Genomic DNA, 24,254 nt, shown 5'->3' with positions numbered 1-24,254 from the left:
GTATGACTAGTTCATGGTGAAGCCGCCGTTGACGGCGACCACCTGTCCGGTGAGATAGCGGGACTCCTCGCTCAGCAGGAAGGCGACGAATCCCAGGAGGTCGTCCGGCCGCTGGGGCCGCGAGATGGCCCTGTTCATGCGGTACAGCTCGTGCCGCTCGGCCGGAACGGACTCGGTGGCCTCGCCCTCGGTGATGCCGGGCGCCACCGCGTTCACAGTGATCCCCTTGTCGCCGAGCTCCCTGGCCATGGCCCGGGTGAGGGCGATGACGGCGCCCTTGGACGCGACGTAGTGGGCGAGGCGCGGGGAGCCGTACAGGGCGGCGTCCGAGGCGAGATGGACGATGCGTCCGCCCTGCCCGTGCGCGAGGAGCTGCGGCAGCAGGGCCCGCGAGACCAGCCAGGGCGAACGGGCGTTGACCGTCATGATGCGGTCGAAGTCCGCGACCGAGATGTCCTGGAACTCCCTGCCGCCCACACCGTTGGCGAGCGCCGCGTTGTTCACCAGGCCGTGCAGCGGCCCGAGCCCGGCGACCCGCAGGGCCAGGGCGTCGACCGAGGCGGGGTCGGCCACGTCGCAGCGTACGAAGTGGGCGTCGAAGCCCTCCTCGCGCAGCTCCCCGGCCGCCGACTCCCCGCGTGCCGCGTCCACTTCGGCGAGTACGACGCGGAAGCCGTCCGCGCCCGCCCGGCGGGCCATGGCCAGTCCCAGGCCACGGCCGGCGCCGGTGATGACGACGGTGCGCATCAGTCGCGGGTCACGCCGTGCATCGGCGAGTGCTCCGGGTAGGTGGGGATCTGCGGCTTCCGGGTGCCGATGACGACACAGAACAGGGCGTCGGTGTCGCCCTCGTTCTTCAGCGAACGCGCCACGCCCGCAGGGACGACGATCATGTCGCGGTAGCCGAGCGTGCGGTACTCGCTCTCACTGTCGCCGCGGTGGATGCCGACGCGCACCTGCCCCTCCAGGACGAAGAAGGCCTCCTCCACGTCGTGGTGGGTGTGCTCGGGGCCCTCGGCGCCCGGCGGGAGCAGCATGTTGGAGAAGGTGAAGCCACCCGACGGCAGGATCCGGCTGTCGCTCTCGTGGTTGCCGGTGGCGCCGGAGCCGACGTAGCGGATCTGACCTCGGCGGTACTGCGGGCCGGCCTTCTCCTGGAAGGAGAGCGTGTCGAAGTCCGCGACACGGGAGGCCTTGGTGGCGATGAGCGAATCGGTGTACGCGGCGAGGTTCCCGCCGTCGGTGTACTCGGTGGTGGTGATCGGCATGGTGGGTGCTCCTATTCGGGGATCCGGGCGGTGATACGGAGGTGGGAGAGGACCCAGGCGTTGAAGGCCCCGGGCTGCTCCTGATTGGCCGCGTGACCGGCGTCCTTGACGATCACGTAGGCGGCGGTACGGAGGGACCCGGCGATGGCCTGGCTCGCCCCGACCCCGGTGACCCGGTCCTCGTCACCGCACATGACGAGGGTCGGGGCGGAGACGAGGGCGAGCTCGGGCCCGAGGTCGGTGGCGGCCATCGCCTCGGCCGCGTACGCGTAACCGGGCAGTCTGATGGCCCCGGCCATCGAGTCGACGACCCTCCGCACCAGTTCGGGCGGGGCTCCTGGGGAGACCAGCCGGGGGCCGCGACGCTCGGCGAAGGCCCGCGGGCCTTCCCCGGCGAGCTCCGCCGCCCGGCCGCGCATCGCGGCGGCCCTGGCGGGATCCGACCCCGAGCCGGTGCTCGAGTCGGCGACGATCAGCGACGCGACGAGCGCGGGGTGCCGGGTGGCGAGCCGCAGCGCGATGACGCCGCCCCACGAGACGCCCAGGACGTGGGCGCGGCCGCCGCGATCGCGGATGAGTTCCGCTGCGGCGTCGGCGTAGTCGTCGAGGGTCAACGGGCCTGTCGGGTCCGGGGATCGGGCATAGCCGGGGGCGTCCCAGGCCACGACCCGTACGTACGCGGAGAGTTCGGCCATCTGCGGGGCGAACGCGGCGGACGAGGAACCGATGCCATGCAGACACAGCAGCAGCGGCCCGTCCGTCCCCGCCTCCTCCACATGCGGATTCACAGGATCTGCCCCGGCCGCCCGGCGATCGCGCCGATGCTGCGCAGCACCGCGTACGGCACGACCTGACTGGTGGCGGGGTTGCCCGGATCCGGCAGATGCGCGACCTCGAAGCGGTACGCACCGTGCGGCCCCGACGCCTCGATCACATGCCGGGTGTGCTGCGCACCGGGGTCGGCGACGACCCGTACCCGTACCGCGTCCGGGTCCCCGACGGCCAGGGCCACCGAGGCGGCCACATTGGTGGACTTCGGGAACTTCACCGGAATGTCGCGTGCCGTCCCCGTCATGACCTCGACCGGGCCGGTCGCCGTCCGCATCCGGGTCAGCAACTCCTCGTCCATCCACGGTTGTTCGAGGGTGGAGGGAAGTTTGGTGGTGGTCAGCCGGACGTCGCTCAGCGGGGCGAGGCCGCCGACCGCCTGCAGCAGATCGAGACCGCCGACGGCGCCCGACGTGAAGTACACCCGGCCGGGCCCCGCGTCTCGCAGCCGCTTCGCCAGGTCCTCGTCGGTCAGCGCCCCGGTGGAGGCGATCAGCAGATCGGTGCCCGAGAGCAGGACGCGCTCGCCCCACTCCCGTACGACACCCTGGCCAGCGGCCTCCACGATCAGGTCGCAGCGCTCCAGCGCCTCCTCGAAGGAGAGCTGGGGTGCGGGCGCGTCGCCGAGCGCCCGGTTGTCCACGATGCAGCCCAACTCGGCTCCCTGCACGGCCCCTTGGGCGAGGGCGGTGCCCACGATCCGGCCGATGGCACCCCAGCCGACGAGCCCCACGGTGCGGGTCATGCCACTGCCTCCTCGGTCGTACGGGGAAGGGGCCCGGGATCGGGGGCGCCCGCCATGTGGCTGCGGATCTTCGGGGACGGCGGACCCGCCGTGCCCCAGAGGTCGGAGAGTTCGGGCACCCGCCGCCAGACCTTCGCGATCCACGCGTCCTCGACGATCTGCGCGACCTCCGAGGTGTACTCGCAGACCAGGCCCGAGGGGTCGGTGAAGTAGGAGAAGGTGTTGTTGCCGGGGCCGTGCCGTCCCGGACCCCACTGCGGGGTGACGCCGTGGTGGCGCAGCCGGCCCAGCCCGCGCATGAAGTGGTCGACCGAACTCATCTCGTACGCCACGTGGTTGACCGACGCCCACGCGGCCTGGTTGAAGGCGATGCAGTGGTGATCGGCGTTGCAGCGCAGAAAGGCCATCTGGTGCTCGGACCAGTCCGAGACCCGCAGGCCGAGCACGTCGCAGTAGAAGGCGACGGACGCGTCGATGTCGGTGGTGTTGAGCACGGCGTGCGTCACACCGACGGGGATCGCCCCGTCGCGGCCGCGCGGTGCGACCGCCTCGACCTGTGCGCTGATCTCGATCAGCCGGTGCTCGGGGTCGGTGAAGCGCAGCCCGTAGCCGCCGCCCACCTGGTCGAGCGGGCCGGGGCCCGCGACGGGGGTGATGCCGTGGGCGAGCAGCCGGCGGGCGGCCTCGTCGACCTCGGCGGGCGTCGCGACGGCGAACGCGATCCGGCCGAGACCCGTACGGTCGGCGCGGCTGAGCTGCAGCACATGGTGCTCGTCGCCGGTGCCGCGCAGCCAGCGGGCGCCGGACTCGGACTCGACGCTCTCCAGACCCCAGACCTCCTGGTAGAAGTCGGCGGCCTCGGTGAAGGCGGGGGTGAACAGCTCGACGTAGCGCAGGGAACGCAGCCGGGCGACGGGGGGAGGGGGTGGGGGCACAGCTCTTTCTCCAGACCGGTTGTTCAGTTGGCCCATGCGAGGGGGGTGTCGGACATGCCCCAGTACAGGGACTTCTGTCGCTGGTAGGCGCGGATGCCGTCGCGGCCCTTCTCCCGGCCGAGACCGCTGTCCTTCATGCCGCCGAACGGGGTGGCGATGCTGAACTGCTTGTAGGTGTTGATCCAGACGGTGCCCGCGTCGATCCGGCGGGCGATGCGCCACGCGGCCCGGTGGTCGCGGGTCCAGATCCCGCAGGCCAGCCCGTACACCGAGTCATTGGCCGTGCGTACGAGATCGTCCTCGTCGTCGAAGGGCAGGGCGACGAGCACCGGGCCGAAGATTTCCTCCTGGCAGGTGCGTGAGGAGTTGTCGAGGCCGTCGAGGACGGTCGGCAGGTAGTACGCGCCTTCGCTGTACGCGGCTCCCGGGGGCACGGAGCCTCCGCAGCGCACCGTCGCGCCCTCCTCGCGGGCCAGGTCGACGTAGGCGGCGACGGAGTCCCGGTGCTTGTGGTGCACGAGCGGTGCCACCTGGGTGTCCGGGTCGGTGCCGGGACCGACCCGCAACGTGCCGACGCGCTCGACGAGTTCACCGACGAAGGTGTCGTACACCTCGCGTGCGACGAACAGCCGGGAGCCCGCGATGCAGGACTGGCCGCTGGAGGAGAAGATCCCGAACATCACGCCGGCCAGGGCCTGCTCGATGTCGGCGTCGGCGAGCACGATCGTCGGGGACTTCCCGCCGAGCTCCAGGGAGACCGGCATCAGCTTTCCGGCGGCGGTACGGGCGATGGTGCGCCCGGTGTCCGTACCGCCGGTGAAGACGACCTTCCCGATGTGCGGGTCCTTCACGATGGCATCGCCCACGACGCTGCCGCGCCCCGGCAGGATCGACAACAGCCCTGTGGGCAGGTCGAGTTCGGCGAGGACCCGGGTGATCAGACGGCCCAGCGCGAGCGAGACCAGGGGGGTCCACTCGGCGGGCTTGAGGAGCACGGCGTTGCCGCCCGCGAGGGCGGGGGCCAGCTTCTGTGCGTCGCTGGCGACGGGGGAGTTCCAGGGGTTGATCGCGCCGATCACACCGATCGGCTCGTACACGCTCATCGTGAGGCAGTCGCCACGCGACGGAGTCAGCGTCTCCTCGGCGGTCTCCAGCGCGGCCGCCGTGTAGCGGAAGGTTCCCGCCGCACTGGCCACCAGGGCGCGGGTCTCGGTGAGCGCCTTGCCGGTGTCGGCGGTCTGCAGCGAGGCGAGGTGTTCCGCCGCCGTGTCGATCGCATCGGCCACCCGGTGCAGCAGTTGGGCGCGGCGGTGGGGAAGGAGCGTACGCCAGCGGGGATCGGCGGCCGCGCGGGCCGCACCCCGGGCCGCTTCGGCGACCTCGTCCACGGATGCCGCGTGCACGGTGGCGAGGGTGCGGCCGGTGGCCGGATCGACGGTGCGGATCGGGGCGCCGGCGCCGCGGCGCCACTCACCCGCGACGAGCACCTCGTCGGCCGGTAGACCGAGCATACGAGAGCCTCCTTACGGAGTCGGGGAGTTGGGGAGTTAAGCAAGCCCTAGAAATCTAAGGGCTTAACTATCTTCGACGCAAGGCCCGAATCGAAGGAGATTTCCCAGCGGAGAACCCTTGACGCGCTCCGGTGGGAGGGCGGTACAACTTAAGCCCTTAGAAACTTTGCGCTTATGCGCTCTTTGGCCCGGGTTTCCCCAGACCCTCTGTCCGCCGCGTTCCCCTCGCCCCTCCCCGCCGAGTCGGAGGACCCTGCATGACGATCGACGCTTACCCGGACCGCGCGGTCCGGGCCGCCATAGCCGCGCGCTTCGAGCGGCTCCCCCTGTGCCGATGGCACGTCACGGTCCGGCTCATCGTGGGCGCCGTCACCTTCTTCGAAGCCTTCGACCAACTCCTCATCGCCTACGCCCTGCCCGACCTGCGCAAGGAGTGGCACCTCACCACCTCGGCCGCGACCCTCCTGCTGACCGTGGGCTCGATCGGCATGCTGATCGGCGCCCTGCTGTCGGGCCGGCTCGCGGACCGCTTCGGCCGGGTCAAGGTCATCGCCGCCTGCATCGCCCTGTCCAGCGTGGCCAACCTGGCACTCGCCCTGTCCACCACCCCCGGCCTCTTCATGGGGGTGCGCTTCATCCAGGGCCTGGCGATCGGCGGCGAGGTCCCCGTGGCCGCCACCTTCATCGCCGAGATCACCCGCAGCCACCGGCGCGGACGCTTCGTCCTGCTCTACGAACTCGTCTTCCCCGCCGGTCTCACCGTCGGCGCCCTGGTCGCCGCCTGGGTCGTCCCCTTGCTCGGCTGGCGCTGGATGTACGCCCTGGCGGCCGTCCCCGGCCTGCTCTGCATCCTCGTCCGGCGCTCCGTACCGGAGTCACCGCGCTGGCTCGCCGAGCACGGCCGCGCCCAGGAGGCCGACGAGGTGATGACCAGGATCGAGGCCGAGGTCGAACGCCTCACGGGCGCGCCACTGCCACCCGTCCCGGACGCATTGCCCGACCCCACGCCCGCAGCCGAGACCTCCAGCGGTCTGCGCGGCCTGTTCACCGGCCGCTACCGGCGCCGCACCCTGGTCATCGGCGCTCTCTGGTTCGCCGGCTACTTCGTCAACTACGGCATCTCCTCCTGGCTGCCGACGATCTACCAGAACCGCTACGGCCTCTCGCTCTCCGACGCCCTGCTCTACTCCACCGTCACCTCCTGCGCCGGACTCCTCGGCTGCCTGGTCGCCGCACTCACCGTCGACCGCGCGGGCCGCAGGCGCGTCATCACCGGATGCCTCGCCGGAGCCGCCGCGGGCCTGCTCGTCCTCGCGTACGTCGGCGCCCGCACGCCCCTTCAGGTCCTGGTGTGGACCTCGCTCGCCGCAGTCTTCTTCTTCGGCTCCAACATCTGCCTGTACCTCTACACACCCGAGCTCTTCCCGACCCGTATGCGGGCGCTCGGCAGCAGCGTGGGCGGCGCGATGAACCGCCTCGGCGTCATCCTCGGACCCATCGTCGTGGGCATGGTCTACGCGGGCGGCCACATCTCCACCGTCTTCACGCTGCTCGGTGCGGTGGCCCTGGCCGGCGCCGTCGTCGCGGCGCTCGGCGCGGAGGAGACGGCAGGGCGGCGCCTGGAGGAGATCTCGCCCTGACGTCCGTCGTGCCGCCGGTCAGTCCCAGAGCGTGGAAGGCGCCTCGCGGCGTATCACCGGGGCGATCTCCTCGGCGAACCGCTGCAGCGTTTCGAGCTGTTCGCCCTGCGCCAGGCCGAATCCGTCGACCGTGACGGACTGCAGATCGTGCCGGTAGACCTCGTGGTAGCCGAGGATCTTGTCGATGATCTGCTGCGGGGAGCCGATGAGCTGAGGGCCGTTCTCGATGGCGTCCTCGATCGTACGGAACGGGGTGTTGTACCCCGCCTTCCCCGCCAGGTGCGGCTTGAAGGTCTGCGCCACCTTCGCCTCGTACAGCTCCTTGAACCGCGACACCGCCTGCTGCGAGCTGTCCGCGATCAGCAGCCCGCCCGACCCCGCCGCCACATGGGCGCGGGCGGGATCGTGCCCGTACGCCTCGAAGCGCTCGCGGTAGTGGGCGATCAGCTTTGCGTACGCCTCGCGCGGCTGGATGGCGTTGGCGGTGAAGAGCGGGTCGCCGTGCCTGGCCGCCAGCTCGGTGGAGTTGAGGCTGGTGGCCGAGCCGTGCCAGATGCGGGGGAGACCGTCGTACGGGCGCGGGACCGTGGTCACGTTCTTCAGCGGCGGCCGGAACTCGCCCTCCCAGTCCACCCCCTCCTCGGTCCAGAGCCGCCGCAGCAGCTCGTACTTCTCCTTCTGCAGATCCCATTGGCGCTCCTCGTCGAGGCCGAAGAGGGAGAAGTGCCCTGCCTCCGCGCCCTTGCCGACGACGAGTTCGATACGGCCGCGGGAGAGCTGGTCGAGAGTCGCGTAGTCCTCGGCGACCCGGACCGGGTCGAGGATCGCGACGACGGTGACACCCGTGAGAAGCCGGATACGCGACGTACGGGAAGCGAGCGCGCCGAGGACCACGGTCGGACTCGACGACAGGAAAGGACCCGCGTGCCGCTCGCCGACCGCGTACGCGTCGAAGCCGAGCCGCTCGGCCGCGACCCCTGTCTCGACGACCTCGGCCAACCGGTCGGCGGGGGAGAGGAGTTCACCGGTCAGGGGGTGCGGGGTGTGCCCGATGATGGACAGTACGGAGAATTTCATGAACTCCACTGTCGCCGCCGGATGTTGCGGCACTGTGGACGGCGCATGGCATGCGTAAGGGGCGGCCCCCCGTGGACCGCCCCTTACCGCTGTCGGTTACTTCTTGCCGAGCACGTCCTCGACCTTCGCCCGGACGTCGTCCGTCGCCAGCCCCCGGATCGTCAGCGTCGTACGGCGGCGCAGCACGTCGTCCGCCGTCTCGGCCCACTCGTGGTCACGGGCGTACACGACCTGCGCCCAGATCTCCGGGGCGTCCGGGTGGATGCGCTCGGCCAGCGACGAGTCCTCGTTCACGAGGCGCGCGATGTCGAAGGAGAGCGAACCGTAGTGCGTCGCCAGATGGCGCGCGGTGTCGGCCGCCATCCGCGGACCGGGCGCCGGGGCGTCCACAAGGAGGCGGTGGGCGACCGCGTTCGGGTTGGCGATACCGGGCAGCGGGAGCTTCTTCGGCAGATGCGAGATCGGCTCCATGTCCTCGGCGAGGGGGTGACCGGGAAGCGCAGCCAGCTTGTTCATGACGGTGCGGCCGATGTGGCGGAAGGTCGTCCACTTGCCGCCGGCCACCGACAGCATTCCGCCGCGCCCCTCGGTGACGACCGTCTCGCGCTTGGCCTTCGAGGTGGCGCCGGGACCGCCGGGCAGCACCCGCAGACCCGCGAAGGAGTAGGTGATCAGATCGCGGGAGAGCTGCTGGTCGCGTACGGAGAAGGCCGCCTCGTCCAGGATCTGCGCGGTGTCCTTCTCGGTGACCCGCACATCGGCCGGGTCGCCCTCGTACTCCTCGTCCGTGGTCCCGAGCAGCAGCTGGTCCTCCCACGGCAGCGCGAAGGTGATCCGGTACTTGTCGATCGGTGTGGCCAGCGCGGCCTTCCACGGCGAGGTCCGCTTCAGGACCAGGTGCGCGCCCTTCGACAGACGGATGGAGGGAGCCGAGTTCGGGTCCTCCATCTTCCGCAGGTGGTCGACCCACGGACCCGTCGCGTTGAGCACGAGCCGGGCCGTGACACCGAACTCCTCGCCGCTCATACGGTCCTTGAGCTCGGCGCCCGTCACGCGCCCCCGGGTGAAGCGCAGCCCGGTGACCTCGGCGTGGTTGAGGACGGTGGCGCCCGCCTCGACCGCGGCGCGGACCGTCATCAGGGCCATGCGGGAGTCGTTCATCTGGTCGTCGCCGTACACGGCCACGGCCTTGAGGTTCTCCGTACGCAGCTCCGGCACGTCACGCTGCGCCCGCGACGGCGATATGACATGGCCGACCCCGTCACCGAACGCGGAGAGCGCCGAGTACGCGAAGACGCCCGCGCCGAGCTTGGCCGCGCCGTGCGGACCGCCCTTGTAGACGGGCAGGTAGAAGGTGAGCGGGTTGGCGAGGTGCGGTGCCACGTCCCGGGAGACCGCACGCCGCTCGAAGTGGTTCTCCGCGACCAGCTTCACCGCGCCGGTCTGCAAGTAGCGCAGCCCGCCGTGGAGGAGCTTGGAGGAGGCGGAGGAGGTGGCGCCGGCGAAGTCGCCGGCGTCCACCAGCGCCACCCGCAGTCCGGACTGCGCGGCGTGCCAGGCGGTGGAGATGCCCAGGATTCCGCCGCCGATCACCAGGAGGTCGTACGTCGCCTTGGAAAGCTGCTCCCGAGTCTCGGCGCGGCTCGCGGTGGAGCCGGAGGCCGGGTGCGTCCCGAGGGCCGGAACGCTCTGCAGGGTGGTCATGATGCTTTACTCCTCGCCGGTGTTCTCGTCGAGCCAGCCCATGGACCGTTCCACGGCCTTCAGCCAGCTCTTGTACTCGCGGTCCCGCTGGGCCGCGTCCATACGGGGGGTCCACTCGGCGGCCCGGCGCCAGTTGGCGCGCAGTTCGTCGGTGCTGGACCAGAAGCCGACGGCCAGGCCGGCGGCGTAGGCGGCGCCGAGGCAGGTCGTCTCGGCGACCATCGGGCGCACTACGGGGGCGTCCGTGAAGTCCGAGATGGTCTGCATCAGCAGGTTGTTGGAGGTCATTCCGCCGTCGACCTTGAGGGCTGCCAGCTCGACACCGGAGTCCTTGGTCATGGCGTCGGTGATCTCGCGGGTCTGCCAGGCGGTGGCCTCCAGGACGGCGCGCGCGATGTGCGCCTTGGTGACGTACCGGGTGAGGCCGGCGATCACACCGCGGGCGTCGGAGCGCCAGTACGGGGCGAAGAGACCGGAGAAGGCCGGCACGAAGTAGGCGCCGCCGTTGTCCTCGACCGAGGACGCCAGGGTCTCGATCTCGGCGGCCGACTTGATGAGCCCCATCTGGTCGCGCATCCACTGCACGAGCGATCCGGTGACGGCGATGGAGCCCTCGAGCGCGTAGACGGGCTTCTGGTCGCCGATCTGGTAACCGACCGTCGTCAGCAGTCCGTTGTACGAGTTGACGGGCTTGTCACCGGTGTTCATCAGCATGAAGGTGCCGGTGCCGTACGTGGACTTGGCCTCGCCCTCGGAGAAGCAGGTCTGGCCGAACAGGGCCGCCTGCTGGTCGCCGAGCGCGGAGGCGACCGGGACGCCGTCGAGGACGCCGCCCTTGGCGTGCCCGTACACCTCGGCGGACGAGCGGATCTCGGGCAGCATGGCCGCCGGGAGCTGCATGGAGGAGAGGATCTTCTCGTCCCACGCCATGGTGTGGAGGTTCATCAGGAGGGTGCGCGAGGCGTTGGTGACGTCGGTGACGTGGACGCCGCCGTTCACCCCGCCCGTCAGGTTCCAGATGACCCAGGAATCCATGGTGCCGAAGAGGATGTCGCCGGCCTCGGCGCGCTCGCGCAGCCCCTCGACGTTGTCGAGCAGCCAGCGGGCCTTGGGCCCGGCGAAGTACGAGGCGAGGGGGAGCCCGGTCTCGCGGCGGAAGCGGTCCTGGCCGACGTTGCGGCCGAGCTCCTTGCAGAGCGCGTCGGTACGGGTGTCCTGCCAGACGAGGGCGTTGTGGACGGGCTCACCGGTGTTCTTGTCCCAGAGCAGCGTGGTCTCGCGCTGGTTGGTGATGCCGATCGCCTTGACGTCGGCGGAAGTGATGCCGGCCTTCTCGATGGCGCCCGCGACGACTTCCTGGACGTTGGTCCAGATCTCGGCGGCGTCGTGCTCGACCCAGCCCGGCTTGGGGAAGATCTGCTCGTGTTCCTTCTGGTCGACGGCGACGATCCGGCCGTCCTTGTCGAACACGATGCAGCGGCTGGACGTGGTGCCCTGGTCGATGGCCGCGATGAACGGCCCCGCGGTGTGAGCGTCGGTGGTCACGATGTGCTCCAGAGAAGTCTGTGAAGGGTGGGGGAGTCGATGCGGGCTCAGGCGAAGGCGAGGTTGTAGAGGCCGCCCGCTATGGCGCCGCCGATCAGCGGTCCCGCGATCGGGATCCATGCGTAGCTCCAGTCCGAACCGCCCTTGTTGGGCAGCGGGAGCAGGGAGTGCACGATGCGCGGACCGAGGTCGCGGACCGGGTTGATGGCGTACCCGGTCGGACCGCCGAGGGAGAGACCGATCGACACCACGACGAGCGCGGTGATCAGGGCGCCGAGCGTGCCGAGGCCGTTGCCGTCGTTGTTGAGGCCCTGCGTGAGGATCGCCAGGACGAGCACGACCGTGGCGATGATCTCGGTGACCATGTTCTGCACGACGTTGCGGATCTCGGGACCGGTGGAGAAGACCCCGAGGACCGGACCCGCAGGGCCCTCGTCCTTGGTCTTGGCGATCTCCGGGTCGGTGAGGTGCGCGTGGAACTGGCCGTAGTACACGGCCCAGACCAGTACGGCGCCGATCATCGCGCCGAGCAGCTGCGAGGCCAGGTAGAGCGGTACGTCGCTCCACTTGGTGCCGCCCTCGATCGCGAGACCGATGGTCACCGCCGGGTTGAGGTGCGCGCCGGAGACGCCGCCCGCGAGGTAGGCGCCGGTCAGTACGGCGAATCCCCAGCCGAACGTGATCGCGAGCCAGCCCGCGTCCTTTGCCTTTGAGCGCTTCAGTGTGACGGCGGCACAGACGCCGCCGCCGAGCAGGATGAGCACGGCGGTACCGATGGTCTCGCCGATGAAGATGTCGGAGCTGGACACCCGCGACTCCTTTGTCCTTCGTCCAGGGGAACGTTGCCGGCCCTTGGCGTTGTCACACTCTAACTCGTATTACCGGTAGGTGTTCGACAATGCCGACCGCTGAACGAGAGTGTTACTCGCCGGTTAACACAACGTCAAGGGTTCTGTGACCATCGACTCGGTCCCGGGAAACGCGAGGTCGCGAAGTTCTGCCGTACGGACCAGTGGGCGCGGGTCAGAAGCGGCTGGCGCCGAGATCGCGCGAGACGGACCGCGCGCAGTCCCGTACGGCGGCGATCAGCTCGGGCCGCAGGTCGCCGTCCTTGGTGCAGACCCGCTCCACCGCGCCGGTGATGCCGACCGCGCCGACGGGCATCCGCCGCCGGTCGTGAATGGGGGCGGCCACCGAGGCCACGCCCTCCCAGGTCTCCTCGACATCGGCCGCCCAGCCGCGGGCCCGCGTGATGTCCAGGACGGACTCGAAGTCGTCCAGCGCACTGATCGTGCGCGGCGTGAACACCTTGCGCTCGGTCTCGACGACCTCGCTGTGCGCCACCGGGTCGTACGCCGAGAGCACCTTGCCCAGCGCGCTGGAGTGCAGCGGCTGCATGGCCCCGACCTCCAGGACCTGCCGGCTGTCGTCCGGGCGGAAGACGTGGTGGATGATCAGCACGCCCTGCTGGTGCAGCACGCCGAGGTAGACGCTCTCGCCGCTGGAGCGGGCCAGGTCGTCCGTCCAGACCAGGGCGCGGGCCCGCAGCTCGTGCACGTCCAGATAGCTGTTGCCGAGCCGGAGCAGCTCGGCGCCCAGCTGGTAGCGGCCGGACGCCGGGTCCTGTTCCACGAACCCCTCGTGCTGGAGGGTGCGCAGGATGCCGTGCGCCGTGCCCTTGGCCAGGTCCAGCGAGGAGGCGATGTCGGACAGGCCCAGGCGTCGCTCGCCGCCCGCGAGGAGGCGCAGCATCGCCGCCGCCCGCTCGAGCGACTGGATGTTCTTGGCCATGGAACCGGCCCTCCTCCACAGTGTTCGACAATGCTGAACCGTATCGGCCGATGCCGACCCAGTGCCAGCGCACGTCATCAGGTCCGCCTCGTGGGACACCTTTACCGTCCGCCGGACGCCCCCGCTAGGCTGACCCGGTGCGTCATCCTGCCGGAGGGCGCAAAGCCGACAGCCGTCGCATCCCAGGGAGCACTTTCCATGGCCTCGTTGCCGACCCCTTCCGCTGACAGCCGGACCCGAGCCGACGCCCTCCGCGAGGCGCTCGCCACCCGAGTGGTGGTCGCAGACGGTGCCATGGGCACCATGCTCCAGGCGCAGGACCCCACACTCGAAGACTTCCAGGATCTCGAGGGATGCAACGAGATCCTCAACATCACCCGGCCGGACATCGTCCGCTCCGTGCACGAGGAGTACTTCGCGGTCGGCGTCGACTGCGTGGAGACCAACACCTTCGGCGCCAACCACTCGGCGGCCAACGAGTACGAGATCGCCGACCGGATCGTGGAGCTCTCCGAGGCGGGCGCCCGTATCGCCCGTGAGGTCGCGGACGAGTTCGCCGCCAAGGACGGCCGCCAGCGCTGGGTGCTGGGCTCGATCGGCCCCGGCACCAAGCTCCCCTCGCTGGGCCACGTCGCGTACGACATCCTGCGCGACGGCTACCAGCAGAACGCCGAGGGCCTCCTCGCGGGCGGCGCCGACGCCCTCATCGTGGAGACCACGCAGGACCTGCTGCAGACCAAGTCCAGCCTGATCGGCGCCCGCAGGGCGATGGACGCGCTCGGCGTCAACGTGCCGCTGATCTGTTCCCTCGCCTTCGAGACGACCGGCGTGATGCTCCTTGGCTCGGAGATCGGCGCCGCTCTCACCGCGCTGGAGCCGCTGGGCATCGACCTGCTCGGCCTCAACTGCTCGACGGGCCCTGCCGAGATGAGCGAGCACCTGCGCTATCTCGCACGCCACTCGCGTACGCCCCTGATGTGCATGCCCAACGCCGGCCTGCCCGTACTGACCAAGGACGGCGCCCACTTCCCCCTCGGCCCCGAGGGCCTGGCGGACGCGCAGGAGGCCTTCGTCAACGACTACGGCCTCCAGCTCATCGGCGGCTGCTGCGGTACGACGCCCGAGCACCTGCGCCAGGTCGTCGACCGCGCCCGCGGTCTCACCCCTGCCGTCCGCGACCCGCGCCCGGAGCCGGGCGCCGCCTCGCTCTACCAGACGGTCCCGTTCCGCCAGGACACCGCGTACATGGCGATCGGCGAGCGCACGAACGCCAACGGCTCCAAGAAGTTCCGCGAGGCCATGCTGGAGTCCCGCTGGGACGACTGCGTGGAGATGGCCCGCGACCAGATCCGCGAGGGCGCGCACATGCTCGACCTCTGCGTGGACTACGTGGGCCGCGACGGCGTCGCGGACATGGAGAAGCTGGCAGGGCTCTTCGCCACCGCCTCCACCCTGCCCATCGTCCTGGACTCCACCGAACTGCCGGTGCTGCGCGCCGGGTTGGAGAAGCTCGGCGGGCGCGCGGTCATCAACTCGGTCAACTACGAGGACGGCGACGGCCCCGAGTCCCGCTTCACCAAGGTCACCGAGCTGGCCAAGGAGCACGGGGCCGCACTGATCGCGCTGACCATCGACGAGGAGGGCCAGGCCCGTACCGTCGAGCACAAGGTCGCCATCGCCGAGCGCCTCATCGCCGACCTGACCGGCAACTGGGGCGTGAACGAGTCGGACATCCTCATCGACGTCCTGACCTTCACCATCTGCACCGGCCAGGAGGAGTCCCGCAAGGACGGCATCTCCACCATCGGCGCGATCCGCGAGCTGAAGAAGCGCCACCCCGACGTACAGACCACGCTCGGCCTGTCCAACATCTCCTTCGGCCTCAACCCGGCCGCCCGCGTCATCCTCAACTCCGTCTTCCTCGACGAGTGCGTGAAGGCGGGCCTGGACTCGGCCATCGTGCACGCCTCGAAGATCCTCCCCATCGCACGCCTGGAGGAGGAGCAGGTCAAGGTCGCCCTCGACCTGATCTACGACCGGCGCGAAGAGGGCTACGACCCCCTGCAGAAGCTCATGGAGCTCTTCGAGGGCGTCAACATGAAGTCGATGAAGGCGGGCCGCGCCGAGGAGCTCCTCGCCCTCCCGCTGGACGAGCGCCTCCAGCGCCGCATCATCGACGGCGAGAAGAACGGCCTGGAGGCCGACCTGGACGAGGCCCTCCAGACCCGCCCCGCCCTGGAGATCGTCAACGACACCCTCCTGGAGGGCATGAAGGTCGTCGGCGAGCTCTTCGGCTCCGGCCAGATGCAGCTGCCGTTCGTGCTCCAGTCCGCCGAGGTCATGAAGACCGCGGTGGCCCACCTGGAACCGCACATGGAGAAGTCCGACGCCGAGGGCAAGGGCACCATCGTGCTCGCCACGGTCCGCGGCGACGTCCACGACATCGGCAAGAACCTCGTCGACATCATCCTCTCCAACAACGGCTACAACGTGGTCAATCTGGGCATCAAGCAGCCCGTCTCGGCGATCCTGGAAGCCGCCGAGGAGCACCGCGCGGATGTGATCGGCATGTCGGGACTCCTCGTGAAGTCGACCGTGATCATGAAGGAGAACCTGGAGGAGCTCAACCAGCGCAAGATGGCCGCCGACTTCCCGGTCATCCTGGGCGGCGCCGCCCTCACCCGCGCCTACGTCGAGCAGGACCTCCACGAGATCTACGAGGGCGAAGTCCGCTACGCCCGCGACGCGTTCGAGGGCCTGCGCCTGATGGACGCCCTGATCGGCGTCAAGCGCGGAGTCCCCGGAGCCGTCCTCCCCGAGCTCAAGCAGCGCCGCGTCCCCAAGCGCGACACGCCCGTCCTGGAAGTGACGGAAGAGCCGGAGGGCTCGGTCCGCTCGGACGTCAGCGTCACCAACCCCGTCCCCACCCCGCCGTTCTGGGGCACCCGCGTCGTCAAGGGCATCCAGCTCAAGGAGTACGCCTCCTGGCTGGACGAGGGCGCCCTCTTCAAGGGCCAGTGGGGCCTCAAGGAGGCCCGCAAGGGCGGCCCCTCGTACGAGGAGCTGGTGGAGACCGAAGGCCGCCCCCACCTGCGCGGCTGGCTGGAGAAGCTGCACACCGGCAACCTCCTGGAAGCGGCCGTCGTCTACGGCTACTTCCCCTGCGTCTCCAAGGGCGAGGACCTGATCCTCCTCAACGACGACGGCAGCGAGCGCACCCGCTTCACCTTCCCGCGCCAGCGCCGCGGCCGCCGCCTCTGCCTGGCCGACTTCTTCCGACCCGAGGATTCGGGAGAGACCGACGTCATCGGCCTGCAGGTCGTCACCGTCGGCTCGCGGATCGGCGAGGAGACCGCCAAGCTCTTCGAGGCCAACGCCTACCGCGACTACCTCGAACTGCACGGCCTGTCCGTCCAGTTGGCCGAGGCCATGGCCGAGTACTGGCACTCCCGCGTCCGCTTCGAGCTCGGCTTCGCCGGCGAGGACCCCGCCGACGTGAAGGACATGTTCGACCTGAAGTACCGCGGCGCCCGCTTCTCGCTGGGCTACGGCGCGTGCCCCGACCTCGAGGACCGCGCGAAGATCGCCGAGCTGCTCCAGCCCGAGCGGATCGGCGTCCACCTCAGCGAGGAGTTCCAGCTGCACCCGGAGCAGTCCACCGACGCGATCGTCATCCACCACCCCGAGGCGAAATACTTCAACGCGCGGTAACGGTTCGAGACGTACACTGGTCGGTCCAGTGCAGGCCGGTCGCCTCCCTCACCTGGGAGGCGGCCGGCCTTCTCGTCCCTCCAGGAGGTGTGCACGGATGACAAGCACGGTCCCCGCGCCCAGTACACGAACGGCCGAAGGCTCCGCCCTCCAGGCGGTCCTCCTCGACATGGACGGGACCCTCGTCGACACCGAGGGCTTCTGGTGGGACGCCGAGGTGGCGGTCTTCGCCGACCTCGGACACCGGCTCGACCCGACCTGGAAGCACATCGTGGTCGGCGGCCCCATGACCCGCAGCGCCGGATACCTCATCGAGGCCACGGGCGCCGACATCACCCTCCCCGAACTCAGCGTGCTGCTCAACGACAAGTTCGAGGAGCGCATCGGCCGCGGCGTGCCGCTGATGCCCGGAGCCGCCCGGCTGCTGGCCGAACTGGCGGCGCACGACGTGCCCACCGCCCTGGTCTCCGCCTCGCACCGGCGCATCATCGACAGAATCGTCGCCTCGCTCGGGCCCTCGCACTTCCGCCTCACCGTCGCCGGGGACGAGGTGGAGCGCACCAAGCCGCACCCCGACCCGTATCTGCTCGCCGCCGCAGGACTCGGAGCCGAACCGGCCCGCTGCGCCGTCGTCGAGGACACGGCGACCGGAGTGGCCGCCGCCGAGGCCGCGGGCTGCCGTGTGGTGGTCGTACCGTCCGTCGCACCCATCGCCCCCGCGTCGGGCCGGGTGATCGTCGGATCGCTCGAAGAAGTCGACCTTGCCTTTCTGTCGACCTTGATCACGGGAATGCACTGATCTGTTCACCGAGCGTGTATCCCTGAATGGAGAGGGAAACTCTCGGCAGCGGACCGTGTATTTTCCGTGAGCACCCCACCGTGTAATTCACGCCCCGCCAAAGTCGGCCGGGGCGTGACCTTTGTCACCCGACGTGCCGTCGACAGGGGCGAGTTGACGTGCTGGAGGGCGGCGCCGCGCCCCGATCCCGGCACCCATGTGTCCCGGTTGGTGAGCGGGTGTACGAAACATTCCGGCACCCTCAAATCAGTGCGCCGGTATTCGCGTTGAGGAGACGATTAGTCCTCAACTCTTCGTAGTTCCAGCTTTCCTGACGCAGCCCACTAATCTCAACGCGAGAACTTCGCCGCACCCCACTCGTGGCCCAGCGCTCACCAAGCCGCTGAGAACACAGGACTGATCGCTCTGTACCCGGCCCGATCGCGCTGCTCAGAACGGGCAGCAGCGGCGGAGTGTCACGAAGACCGCTGTATCCCAGCGCGGGATGAGGGAGAACGTCCAGATGAACCGCAAGACCTTGGCCCTGTCGGCCGCCGCGGGCCTGCTGGCCCCCGTGCTCGCAGGCTGCGGGGGATCGGGCAGCGGCAGCGACGGCGACGCCATCGTCGTGGGCACCACGGATGCGTACGTCGCCACCAAGGACGCCCCCGCCCCCTTCGACCCCGCCTTCGCCTACGACGCGAGCGCCTGGAACATCCTGCGCCAGACCGTGCAGACCCTGGTCCACGTTCCGCGCGGCGGCGGAGTGCCGGTGCCGGACGCGGCCAGCGACTGCCACTTCACCGACCATGAGAACGAGAGCTACCGCTGCACCCTGCGCAGCGGGCTGAAGTTCGCCAACGGCAAGGCCATCACCTCGGCCGACGTGAAGTACTCCATCGACCGGGTGCGGAACATCAACGACGAGGCCGGGCCCGTCTCCCTGCTGGAGAACATCGACACGATCGAGCTCGCCGGCGACGAGGAAATCGTCTTCCACCTCAAGACGCCCGACGCCACGTTCCCGTACAAGCTCTCCACACCCGCCGCGGGCATCGTCGACCGGGACACCTACGCCCCGAAGAAGCTGCGCGACGGCCTGAAGGTCGACGGTTCGGGTCCGTACACCCTGAAGACCGAGACCAAGGGCGACGAGGTCGTCAAGGCGGTCTTCACCAAGAACCCCAACTACAAGGGCGACTTGAAGATCGAGAACGACAAGGTGGAGATCCACCCGTTCGCCGACTCCGCCGCGATGGGCAAGGCCCTGTCGGACGGCGACATCGACATGATGACGCGCACCATGTCGCCCGAGCAGATCCAGCAGATGTCCGCCTCCCCGAAGGAGGGCATCAACCTCGTCGAGATCCCCGGTCTCGAGATCCGCTACCTGGCCTTCAACACCAACGACCCCTCGGTGCGCAACAAGGCGGTCCGTCAGGCGATGGCCCAGGTCGTCGACCGCGGCCGGCTCGCCAGCGAGGTGTACGGGGCGACGGCCGAGCCGCTGTACTCCCTCATCCCCACCAGCATCTCCGGACACAGCAACTCCTTCTTCAACAAATACGGCGACCCGAGCACGCCCAAGGCCGCCGCGATCCTGCGCACGGCCGGGATCCACACCCCGGTGAAGCTGGCGCTGCACTACACGACCGACCACTACGGTTCGGGCACCGCCAAGGAGTTCAAGGTGCTGGGGGAGCAGCTGAACGCCTCCGGTCTCTTCGACGTCACCGTGCAGGGCACCAAGTGGTCGGAGTACCGCCCGGCGCAGAAGAAGAACGAGTACGCGGTCTACGGCCTGGGCTGGTTCCCCGACTTCCCGGACCCGGACAACTACATCGCGCCGTTCCTCGACAAGGGGAACTTCCTCAACACCCCTTACGTGAACACCGCGATCCGCACCACCTACATCCCCGACTCGCGGAGGGCCACCGACCGCAACGCGGCGTCGAAGACCTTCGAGAAGGTCCAGGACATCGTGGCCAACGACGTGCCGGTCCTGCCGATCTGGCAGGGCAAGCAGTACATCGCCGCACGTGACGACATCACCGGCGTGGAATGGGCGGTCAACTCCTCGTCCGATCTCCAGCTCTGGGAGCTCGGCCGCGGAGTCAGCTGACGCCGAGCAGTACTCCGGACGCGAAGGCCGCGCGCCGGCAAGCAATTCACCGAATCAGTGAGGCACCTGCGCGTGAGGATACGTAACCAATGGCTGTCGGCCCCGCTCGCCGCGGGGCTGGCGGCCGGCCTGCTCACCGGCTGCGGCAGCGGCTCGGGCGGCTCCGGCGGCTCGGGCCAGCCGATCGTCATGGGTATGTCCGACGAGATCCAGTCCACGGACCCGGCGGCGGGCTACGACCCGGGATCCTGGCTGCTGTTCAACAACGTCTTCCAGTCCCTGATGAGCTTCCCCAAGGGCAGCGCCACGCCCCAGCCCGAAGCCGCCGAGGAATGCGCCTTCGACAAGGGCGGATCGACGACGTACCGCTGCACCCTGCGCGACGGACTGAAGTTCAGCAACGGCGACAGCCTCACCTCGGAGGACGTCAAGTACTCCTTCGACCGGGTGGCGAAGATCAAGGACGACGCCGGCCCGATGCCGCTCCTCACCACGATCGACAAGATCGAGACACCGGACGAGAAGACCGTCGTCTTCCGCCTCAACACCCCCGACGCCACCTTCCCCAGCAAGATCGCCTCGGGTGCCGGCTCGATCGTCGACCACCGCGAGTACCCGTTCGACAAGCTGCGCAAGGACGGCAAGGCGGTCGGCTCGGGCGTCTACAAGCTGGACTCGTACTCCAAGTCCAAGGCCGTCTTCTCGGTCAACTCGAAGTACAAGGGCACCGCCACCGCCAAGAACACCGGCATGACGATGGAGCTCTTCAACGGCGACCAGAAGGCGCTGGGCGCCGCGCTCAAGGACGGCGATATCGACCTCGCCTACCGAGGTCTCACCGCCAAGGACATGGAGAGCCTCCAGGAGTCCGCCGCCACCGGCGACGACGGCATCCAGATCGTCGAAGGCACCAGCGCCGAGGTCCAGCACCTGGTCTTCAACCTGAAGGACCCGGTCGTCGGCAATCTGGCCGTCCGCAAGGCGATGGCGTACCTCGTCGACCGCAACGCCCTGGTCACGGACGTCTACCGGTCCACCGCCGAGCCGCTCTACTCGATCGTCCCCGCCGGAATCGCCGCCCACAACACGGCCTTCTTCGACACCTACGGCGGCAGCCCGCAGCCCGCACTCGCCAAGCAGGCACTGCACGCAGCGGGCATCCACAGCAAGGTGAAGCTGACGCTCTGGTCCACGCCCAGCCGCTACGGACCCGCCACCGACGAAGAGTTCGCGGCCATCGCCAAGCAGCTCAACGCCAGCGGTCTCTTCGAGGCGACGATGAAGTCGGTCCCCTTCGACCAGTACGAGGAGGACATCAAGGCCGGCAAGTACGGCGTGTACGTGAAGGGATGGGTCCCCGACTATCCGGACCCCGACAACTTCACGTCGCCGTTCTTCGGCAAGGGCAACGTGCTGGTCAACAACTACACCAACGCGACCATCACGGACGAGATCATCCCGTCGACCTCCGCCGCGGCCGACCGGGCCACGACCTCCTCGGAGTTCGGCAAGCTCCAGGAGATCGTCGCCGAGCAGCTGCCGATCCTCCCGCTCTGGCAGGGCAAGCAGTACGCCGTGGCCCGCGACAACATCCAGGGTCTCGAATGGACCCTGGACGCCTCGACGGTCTTCCGCTTCTGGGAGATCGCCAAGAGCTGACCGCAGCCGGCCGTCCCGGCGCCCCGTCCGTTACTGGGCGCCGGGACGGACCAGCCCGCTCTCGTACGCGTACACCGCGGCCTGCACCCGGTCGCGCAGCCCCAACTTCGTCAGCACATGGCCCACATGCGTCTTGACCGTGGTCTCGCTGACGAACAGATCAGCGGCGATCTCCGCATTGGACAGGCCGCGCGCCACCAGCTTCAGCACCTCGACCTCGCGCTCGGTCAGCGTGTGCAGGGTGTCGGGAACCGGCTCCTCGCCGGACGGCAGATGACCCGCGTACTTGTCGAGCAGCCGGCGCGTGATGCTCGGCGCCAGCATCGCCTCGCCCGAGGCGACCACCCGGATCGCCTGGACCAGCTCGACGGCCGGCGCGTCCTTGAGCAGGAAGCCGCTCGCGCCGGCGCGCAGCGCCTCCACCACGTACTCGTCGAGATCGAACGTCGTCAGCACCAGCACCTTGGCGGGGCCGTCCCGGCCCGGGCCCGTGATCTGCCGGGTCGCCTCGACCCCGTCCATCCGAGGCATCCGGATGTCCATCAGGACCACATCGGGCTGCAGCGCCCGCACCTGGTCAAGAGCCTGGAGGCCGTCCCCGGCCTCGCCGACCACCGCGATGTCCTGCTCGGCCTCCAGGATCATCCGGAAGCCGGTGCGCAGCAGCGGCTGGTCGTCGACCAGTAGGACGCGGATCGCCACGGGGAATCTCCTTCAGTAGACCGGGCCCATTCTGCCCTGACGCCCCTACGCCGACTCCACGGGGCGCACGGTGAGCGGATAGACCGGCGGCGTACCCCCGAATTCCGGACACACCGCCTGGTGGTCGCACCAGCCGCACAGCTTCGTCTTCCGGGTGGGCCACTCACCCGTCGCGGTGGCCTCCCTGATCGCCTCCCACAGCGCGTGCAGTTTGCGCTCCACCCGCTCGAGATCGGCCTCGACCGGGTCGTACGTCAGCACCTCGCCATTGCCCAGATACACCAGCTGCAGCCGCCGCGGCACGATGCCCTTCAGCCGCCACACCACCAGGGCGTAGAACTTCATCTGGAAGAGCGCACCCTCCGCATACTCCGGGCGCGGGGCCTTCCCCGTCTTGTAGTCGACGATCCGCACCTCACCGGTCGGCGCCACATCGACCCGGTCGATGATGCCGCGCAGCCGCAGCCCCGAATCCAGCTCGGTCTCCACGAACAGCTCGCGCTCGGCCGGCTCCAGACGCGTCGGGTCCTCCAGCGTGAACCACCGCTCGACAAGCTGCTCGGCCTCCCGCAGCCAGGTGGCCAGATCCGCGCCCGCGGCGTCCTCGGACGTCCCGTCGAACAGCCCGGCCAGCTCCGGCTTGGACTCCAGCAGCCGCTCCCACTGACCGGGGACGAGCCCCTTCGCGCGCACCGCCGTCCGCTCCGCGGCCGGATTGTCGAAGAGCCTCTCCAGCACCGCGTGCACCAGCGTGCCGCGCGTCGCCGCCGCACTCGGCTTCTCGGGCAGCTTGTCGATCACCCGGAACCTGTACAGCAGCGGACACTGCATGAAGTCGCTCGCCCGGGAAGGAGAGAGTGAGGAGGGCGGTTGAGCGGTAGTCATGACGAAGACCCTACGGCCCGCCACTGACAGTCGTCCGCATACCATCGACAACAGACTCCCCCCACAAGGGGGACGACTCCGAAGAAAACGAAGGGACATCGTGGACGAGAGCGGCGACAGCGGGCGTCCGCAGTCCGGCAAGTCCGGTACCGGGGAAGAGAATCCGGGCGGCAAACCGCGACGCCGCGACGATCCCGGCGGCGGCATCCTCATGGGCCGCCCCTTCGGCGTCCCCGTCTACGTCGCGCCCAGCTGGTTCCTGGTGGCCGCGCTGATCACCTGGGTCTTCGGCGGCCAGCTCGACCGCGTCCTGCCGGAACTCGGCGGCACCCGCTACCTCGTCTCCCTCTTCTTCGCCGTCGCCTTCTACGCCTCCGTGCTCGTCCACGAGCTCGCGCACACCGTCGCCGCCCTGCGCTTCAAGCTCCCCGTACGCCGCATCCAGCTGCAGTTCTTCGGCGGAGTCTCCGAGATCGAGAAGGAGTCCGACACCCCCGGCCGGGAATTCGTCCTCGCCTTCGTCGGCCCGCTCCTCTCCCTCGTCCTCTCCGGGCTCTTCTACCTCGGCATGCAGGCCGTCGAGCCAGGCACCGTCCCCGGAGTGCTCCTCGCCGGCCTGATGATCTCCAACCTCATCGTGGCGGCCTTCAACCTGCTGCCTGGCCTGCCGCTGGACGGCGGCCGGATGCTCCGCGCCGTCGTCTGGAAGATCACCGGCAACCCGATGAGCGGCACCGTCGCCGCCGCCTGGTTCGGCCGGGCCCTCGCCGTCACCGTCCTCATCGGCCTCCCCCTGCTCACCCACACCGGCGCCCTCGGCAACGACAGCGCGGACATCGGCGGGATGACCACCGTCACCGACGCACTGCTCGCCGCGATCCTCGCCGCGATCATCTGGACCGGGGCGGGCAACAGCCTGCGCATGGCACGGCTGCGCGAACACCTCCCCGAACTCCAGGCCCGCGCCCTCACCCGGCGCGCGGTCCCCGTGGAGACGAACACCCCGCTCTCCGAGGCGCTGCGCCGCGCCAACGAGGCAGGCGCCCGCGCCCTCGTGATCGTCGACGGACAGGGCGACCCCAAGGCCCTGGTCAGGGAGGCGGCCATCGTCGGCGTACCCGAGCACCGCCGCCCCTGGGTCGCCGTCAGCGGCCTGGCCCAGGACCTCACCGAAGGCATGAAGGTCCCGGCCGAACTGGCCGGCGAGGCGCTCCTCGACACCCTGCGCGCCCACCCCGCCACCGAGTACCTCGTGATCGAGGAGAACGGCTCGATCTACGGCGTCCTCTCCACCGCCGACGTCGAACGCGCATTCGTCGCAGCCATGGCGCGACCCGGCTCATAGGGCCGGTA

General features: G+C 69.5%; 19 protein-coding genes. 6 read left to right on the top strand and 13 right to left on the bottom strand.

Annotated elements, in window-relative coordinates; genetic code table 11:
• Positions 1–6: 6 nt before the first annotated feature.
• Genes OG707_RS05065 through OG707_RS05040 form a run of 6 tightly spaced genes read right to left on the bottom strand, consistent with a single transcriptional unit; the run spans position 7 to position 5,287 of the window.
• Positions 7–747 (bottom strand): SDR family oxidoreductase, encoded by a 741-nt coding sequence (locus OG707_RS05065; protein ID WP_329114774.1) that lies wholly within the window; start codon positions 745–747, stop codon positions 7–9.
• Positions 747–1,268, bottom strand: a complete 522-nt coding sequence (locus tag OG707_RS05060) for a cupin domain-containing protein (protein ID WP_329114772.1) — start codon at positions 1,266–1,268, stop codon at positions 747–749. The genes OG707_RS05065 and OG707_RS05060 overlap by 1 nt, the downstream gene beginning before the upstream one ends.
• 11 nt (positions 1,269–1,279) lie before the next feature.
• Positions 1,280–2,056: an alpha/beta fold hydrolase gene (locus OG707_RS05055; protein WP_329114770.1), complete on the bottom strand. Its 777-nt coding sequence runs from the start codon at positions 2,054–2,056 to the stop codon at positions 1,280–1,282.
• Complete coding sequence (locus OG707_RS05050) at positions 2,053–2,841, bottom strand: aspartate dehydrogenase domain-containing protein (protein WP_329114768.1); 789 nt, start codon at positions 2,839–2,841, stop codon at positions 2,053–2,055. The genes OG707_RS05055 and OG707_RS05050 overlap by 4 nt, the downstream gene beginning before the upstream one ends.
• Positions 2,838–3,776 carry a VOC family protein gene (locus tag OG707_RS05045; protein WP_329114765.1) on the bottom strand — a complete coding sequence of 313 codons (939 nt, stop codon included), beginning with the start codon at positions 3,774–3,776 and terminating at the stop codon, positions 2,838–2,840. Before OG707_RS05045 ends, OG707_RS05050 begins: the two co-directional genes overlap by 4 nt.
• Before the next feature lie 23 nt (positions 3,777–3,799).
• A complete protein-coding gene (locus OG707_RS05040; protein WP_329114764.1) occupies positions 3,800–5,287 on the bottom strand; it encodes an aldehyde dehydrogenase in 1,488 nt (495 codons plus the stop codon).
• 257 nt (positions 5,288–5,544) lie between these two features.
• On the opposite strand from OG707_RS05040, the gene OG707_RS05035 reads away from it, so the two are divergent.
• Positions 5,545–6,927: an MFS transporter gene (locus OG707_RS05035; RefSeq protein ID WP_329114763.1), complete on the top strand. Its 1,383-nt coding sequence runs from the start codon at positions 5,545–5,547 to the stop codon at positions 6,925–6,927.
• Positions 6,928–6,945: 18 nt separating this feature from the next.
• On the opposite strand, the gene OG707_RS05030 is transcribed toward OG707_RS05035, so the two are convergent.
• The 5 genes from OG707_RS05030 to OG707_RS05010 form a co-directional block, all read right to left on the bottom strand.
• Positions 6,946–8,004, bottom strand: coding sequence for an LLM class flavin-dependent oxidoreductase (locus OG707_RS05030; RefSeq protein WP_329114761.1), 1,059 nt, complete (start codon positions 8,002–8,004; stop codon positions 6,946–6,948).
• Between the two features lie 96 nt (positions 8,005–8,100).
• Entirely contained in the window at positions 8,101–9,708 is a 1,608-nt protein-coding gene (locus OG707_RS05025) for a glycerol-3-phosphate dehydrogenase/oxidase (protein ID WP_329114760.1), read from the bottom strand.
• Between the two features lie 6 nt (positions 9,709–9,714).
• Positions 9,715–11,253: a glycerol kinase GlpK gene (glpK, locus tag OG707_RS05020; RefSeq protein WP_329114758.1), complete on the bottom strand. Its 1,539-nt coding sequence runs from the start codon at positions 11,251–11,253 to the stop codon at positions 9,715–9,717.
• A gap of 47 nt (positions 11,254–11,300) precedes the next feature.
• Entirely contained in the window at positions 11,301–12,062 is a 762-nt protein-coding gene (locus OG707_RS05015) for an MIP/aquaporin family protein (protein WP_329114756.1), read from the bottom strand.
• 214 nt (positions 12,063–12,276) lie between these two features.
• Complete coding sequence (locus OG707_RS05010; RefSeq protein WP_329114754.1) at positions 12,277–13,044, bottom strand: IclR family transcriptional regulator; 768 nt, start codon at positions 13,042–13,044, stop codon at positions 12,277–12,279.
• A gap of 198 nt (positions 13,045–13,242) precedes the next feature.
• On the opposite strand from OG707_RS05010, the gene metH reads away from it, so the two are divergent.
• The 4 genes from metH to OG707_RS04990 all read left to right on the top strand — a co-directional run bounded on the left by metH (position 13,243) and on the right by OG707_RS04990 (position 21,314).
• Entirely contained in the window at positions 13,243–16,755 is a 3,513-nt protein-coding gene (gene metH, locus OG707_RS05005) for a methionine synthase (protein ID WP_329114752.1), read from the top strand.
• Positions 16,756–16,852: 97 nt separating this feature from the next.
• Positions 16,853–17,554, top strand: coding sequence for an HAD family hydrolase (locus OG707_RS05000; protein ID WP_329114750.1), 702 nt, complete (start codon positions 16,853–16,855; stop codon positions 17,552–17,554).
• Positions 17,555–18,056: 502 nt separating this feature from the next.
• Entirely contained in the window at positions 18,057–19,655 is a 1,599-nt protein-coding gene (locus tag OG707_RS04995) for an ABC transporter substrate-binding protein (protein ID WP_329114748.1), read from the top strand.
• Between the two features lie 72 nt (positions 19,656–19,727).
• Positions 19,728–21,314, top strand: a complete 1,587-nt coding sequence (locus OG707_RS04990) for an ABC transporter substrate-binding protein (protein WP_329114746.1) — start codon at positions 19,728–19,730, stop codon at positions 21,312–21,314.
• 30 nt (positions 21,315–21,344) lie between these two features.
• Here OG707_RS04990 and OG707_RS04985 read toward each other — a convergent pair whose 3' ends face one another.
• Together OG707_RS04985 and OG707_RS04980 are read right to left on the bottom strand one after the other, a co-directional pair.
• Positions 21,345–22,016: a response regulator transcription factor gene (locus tag OG707_RS04985; protein WP_329114744.1), complete on the bottom strand. Its 672-nt coding sequence runs from the start codon at positions 22,014–22,016 to the stop codon at positions 21,345–21,347.
• Between the two features lie 45 nt (positions 22,017–22,061).
• Positions 22,062–22,946 carry a RecB family exonuclease gene (locus OG707_RS04980; RefSeq protein WP_443071264.1) on the bottom strand — a complete coding sequence of 295 codons (885 nt, stop codon included), beginning with the start codon at positions 22,944–22,946 and terminating at the stop codon, positions 22,062–22,064.
• 55 nt (positions 22,947–23,001) lie between these two features.
• On the opposite strand from OG707_RS04980, the gene OG707_RS04975 reads away from it, so the two are divergent.
• Positions 23,002–24,246, top strand: a complete 1,245-nt coding sequence (locus OG707_RS04975; RefSeq protein ID WP_329114740.1) for a site-2 protease family protein — start codon at positions 23,002–23,004, stop codon at positions 24,244–24,246.
• Positions 24,247–24,254: the final 8 nt, after the last annotated feature.

This window comes from Streptomyces sp. NBC_01465, from assembly GCF_036227325.1.
GTDB lineage: Bacteria > Actinomycetota > Actinomycetes > Streptomycetales > Streptomycetaceae > Streptomyces.
This window is presented reverse-complemented; position numbering and strand designations above follow the sequence as displayed.

Excerpts from the sequence above, each read along its gene's own strand:
- OG707_RS05065 (WP_329114774.1), bottom strand. The coding sequence starts at position 747 with ATGCGCACCGTCGTCATCACCGGCGCCGGCCGTGGCCTGGGACTGGCC.
- OG707_RS05060 (WP_329114772.1), bottom strand. The coding sequence starts at position 1,268 with ATGCCGATCACCACCACCGAGTACACCGACGGCGGGAACCTCGCCGCG.
- OG707_RS05050 (WP_329114768.1), bottom strand. The coding sequence starts at position 2,841 with ATGACCCGCACCGTGGGGCTCGTCGGCTGGGGTGCCATCGGCCGGATC.
- OG707_RS05040 (WP_329114764.1), bottom strand. The coding sequence starts at position 5,287 with ATGCTCGGTCTACCGGCCGACGAGGTGCTCGTCGCGGGTGAGTGGCGC.
- OG707_RS05035 (WP_329114763.1), top strand. The coding sequence starts at position 5,545 with ATGACGATCGACGCTTACCCGGACCGCGCGGTCCGGGCCGCCATAGCC.
- OG707_RS05030 (WP_329114761.1), bottom strand. The coding sequence starts at position 8,004 with ATGAAATTCTCCGTACTGTCCATCATCGGGCACACCCCGCACCCCCTG.
- OG707_RS05025 (WP_329114760.1), bottom strand. The coding sequence starts at position 9,708 with ATGACCACCCTGCAGAGCGTTCCGGCCCTCGGGACGCACCCGGCCTCC.
- OG707_RS05010 (WP_329114754.1), bottom strand. The coding sequence starts at position 13,044 with ATGGCCAAGAACATCCAGTCGCTCGAGCGGGCGGCGGCGATGCTGCGC.
- metH (WP_329114752.1), top strand. The coding sequence starts at position 13,243 with ATGGCCTCGTTGCCGACCCCTTCCGCTGACAGCCGGACCCGAGCCGAC.
- OG707_RS05000 (WP_329114750.1), top strand. The coding sequence starts at position 16,853 with ATGACAAGCACGGTCCCCGCGCCCAGTACACGAACGGCCGAAGGCTCC.
- OG707_RS04995 (WP_329114748.1), top strand. The coding sequence starts at position 18,057 with ATGAACCGCAAGACCTTGGCCCTGTCGGCCGCCGCGGGCCTGCTGGCC.
- OG707_RS04980 (WP_443071264.1), bottom strand. The coding sequence starts at position 22,946 with ATGGTATGCGGACGACTGTCAGTGGCGGGCCGTAGGGTCTTCGTCATG.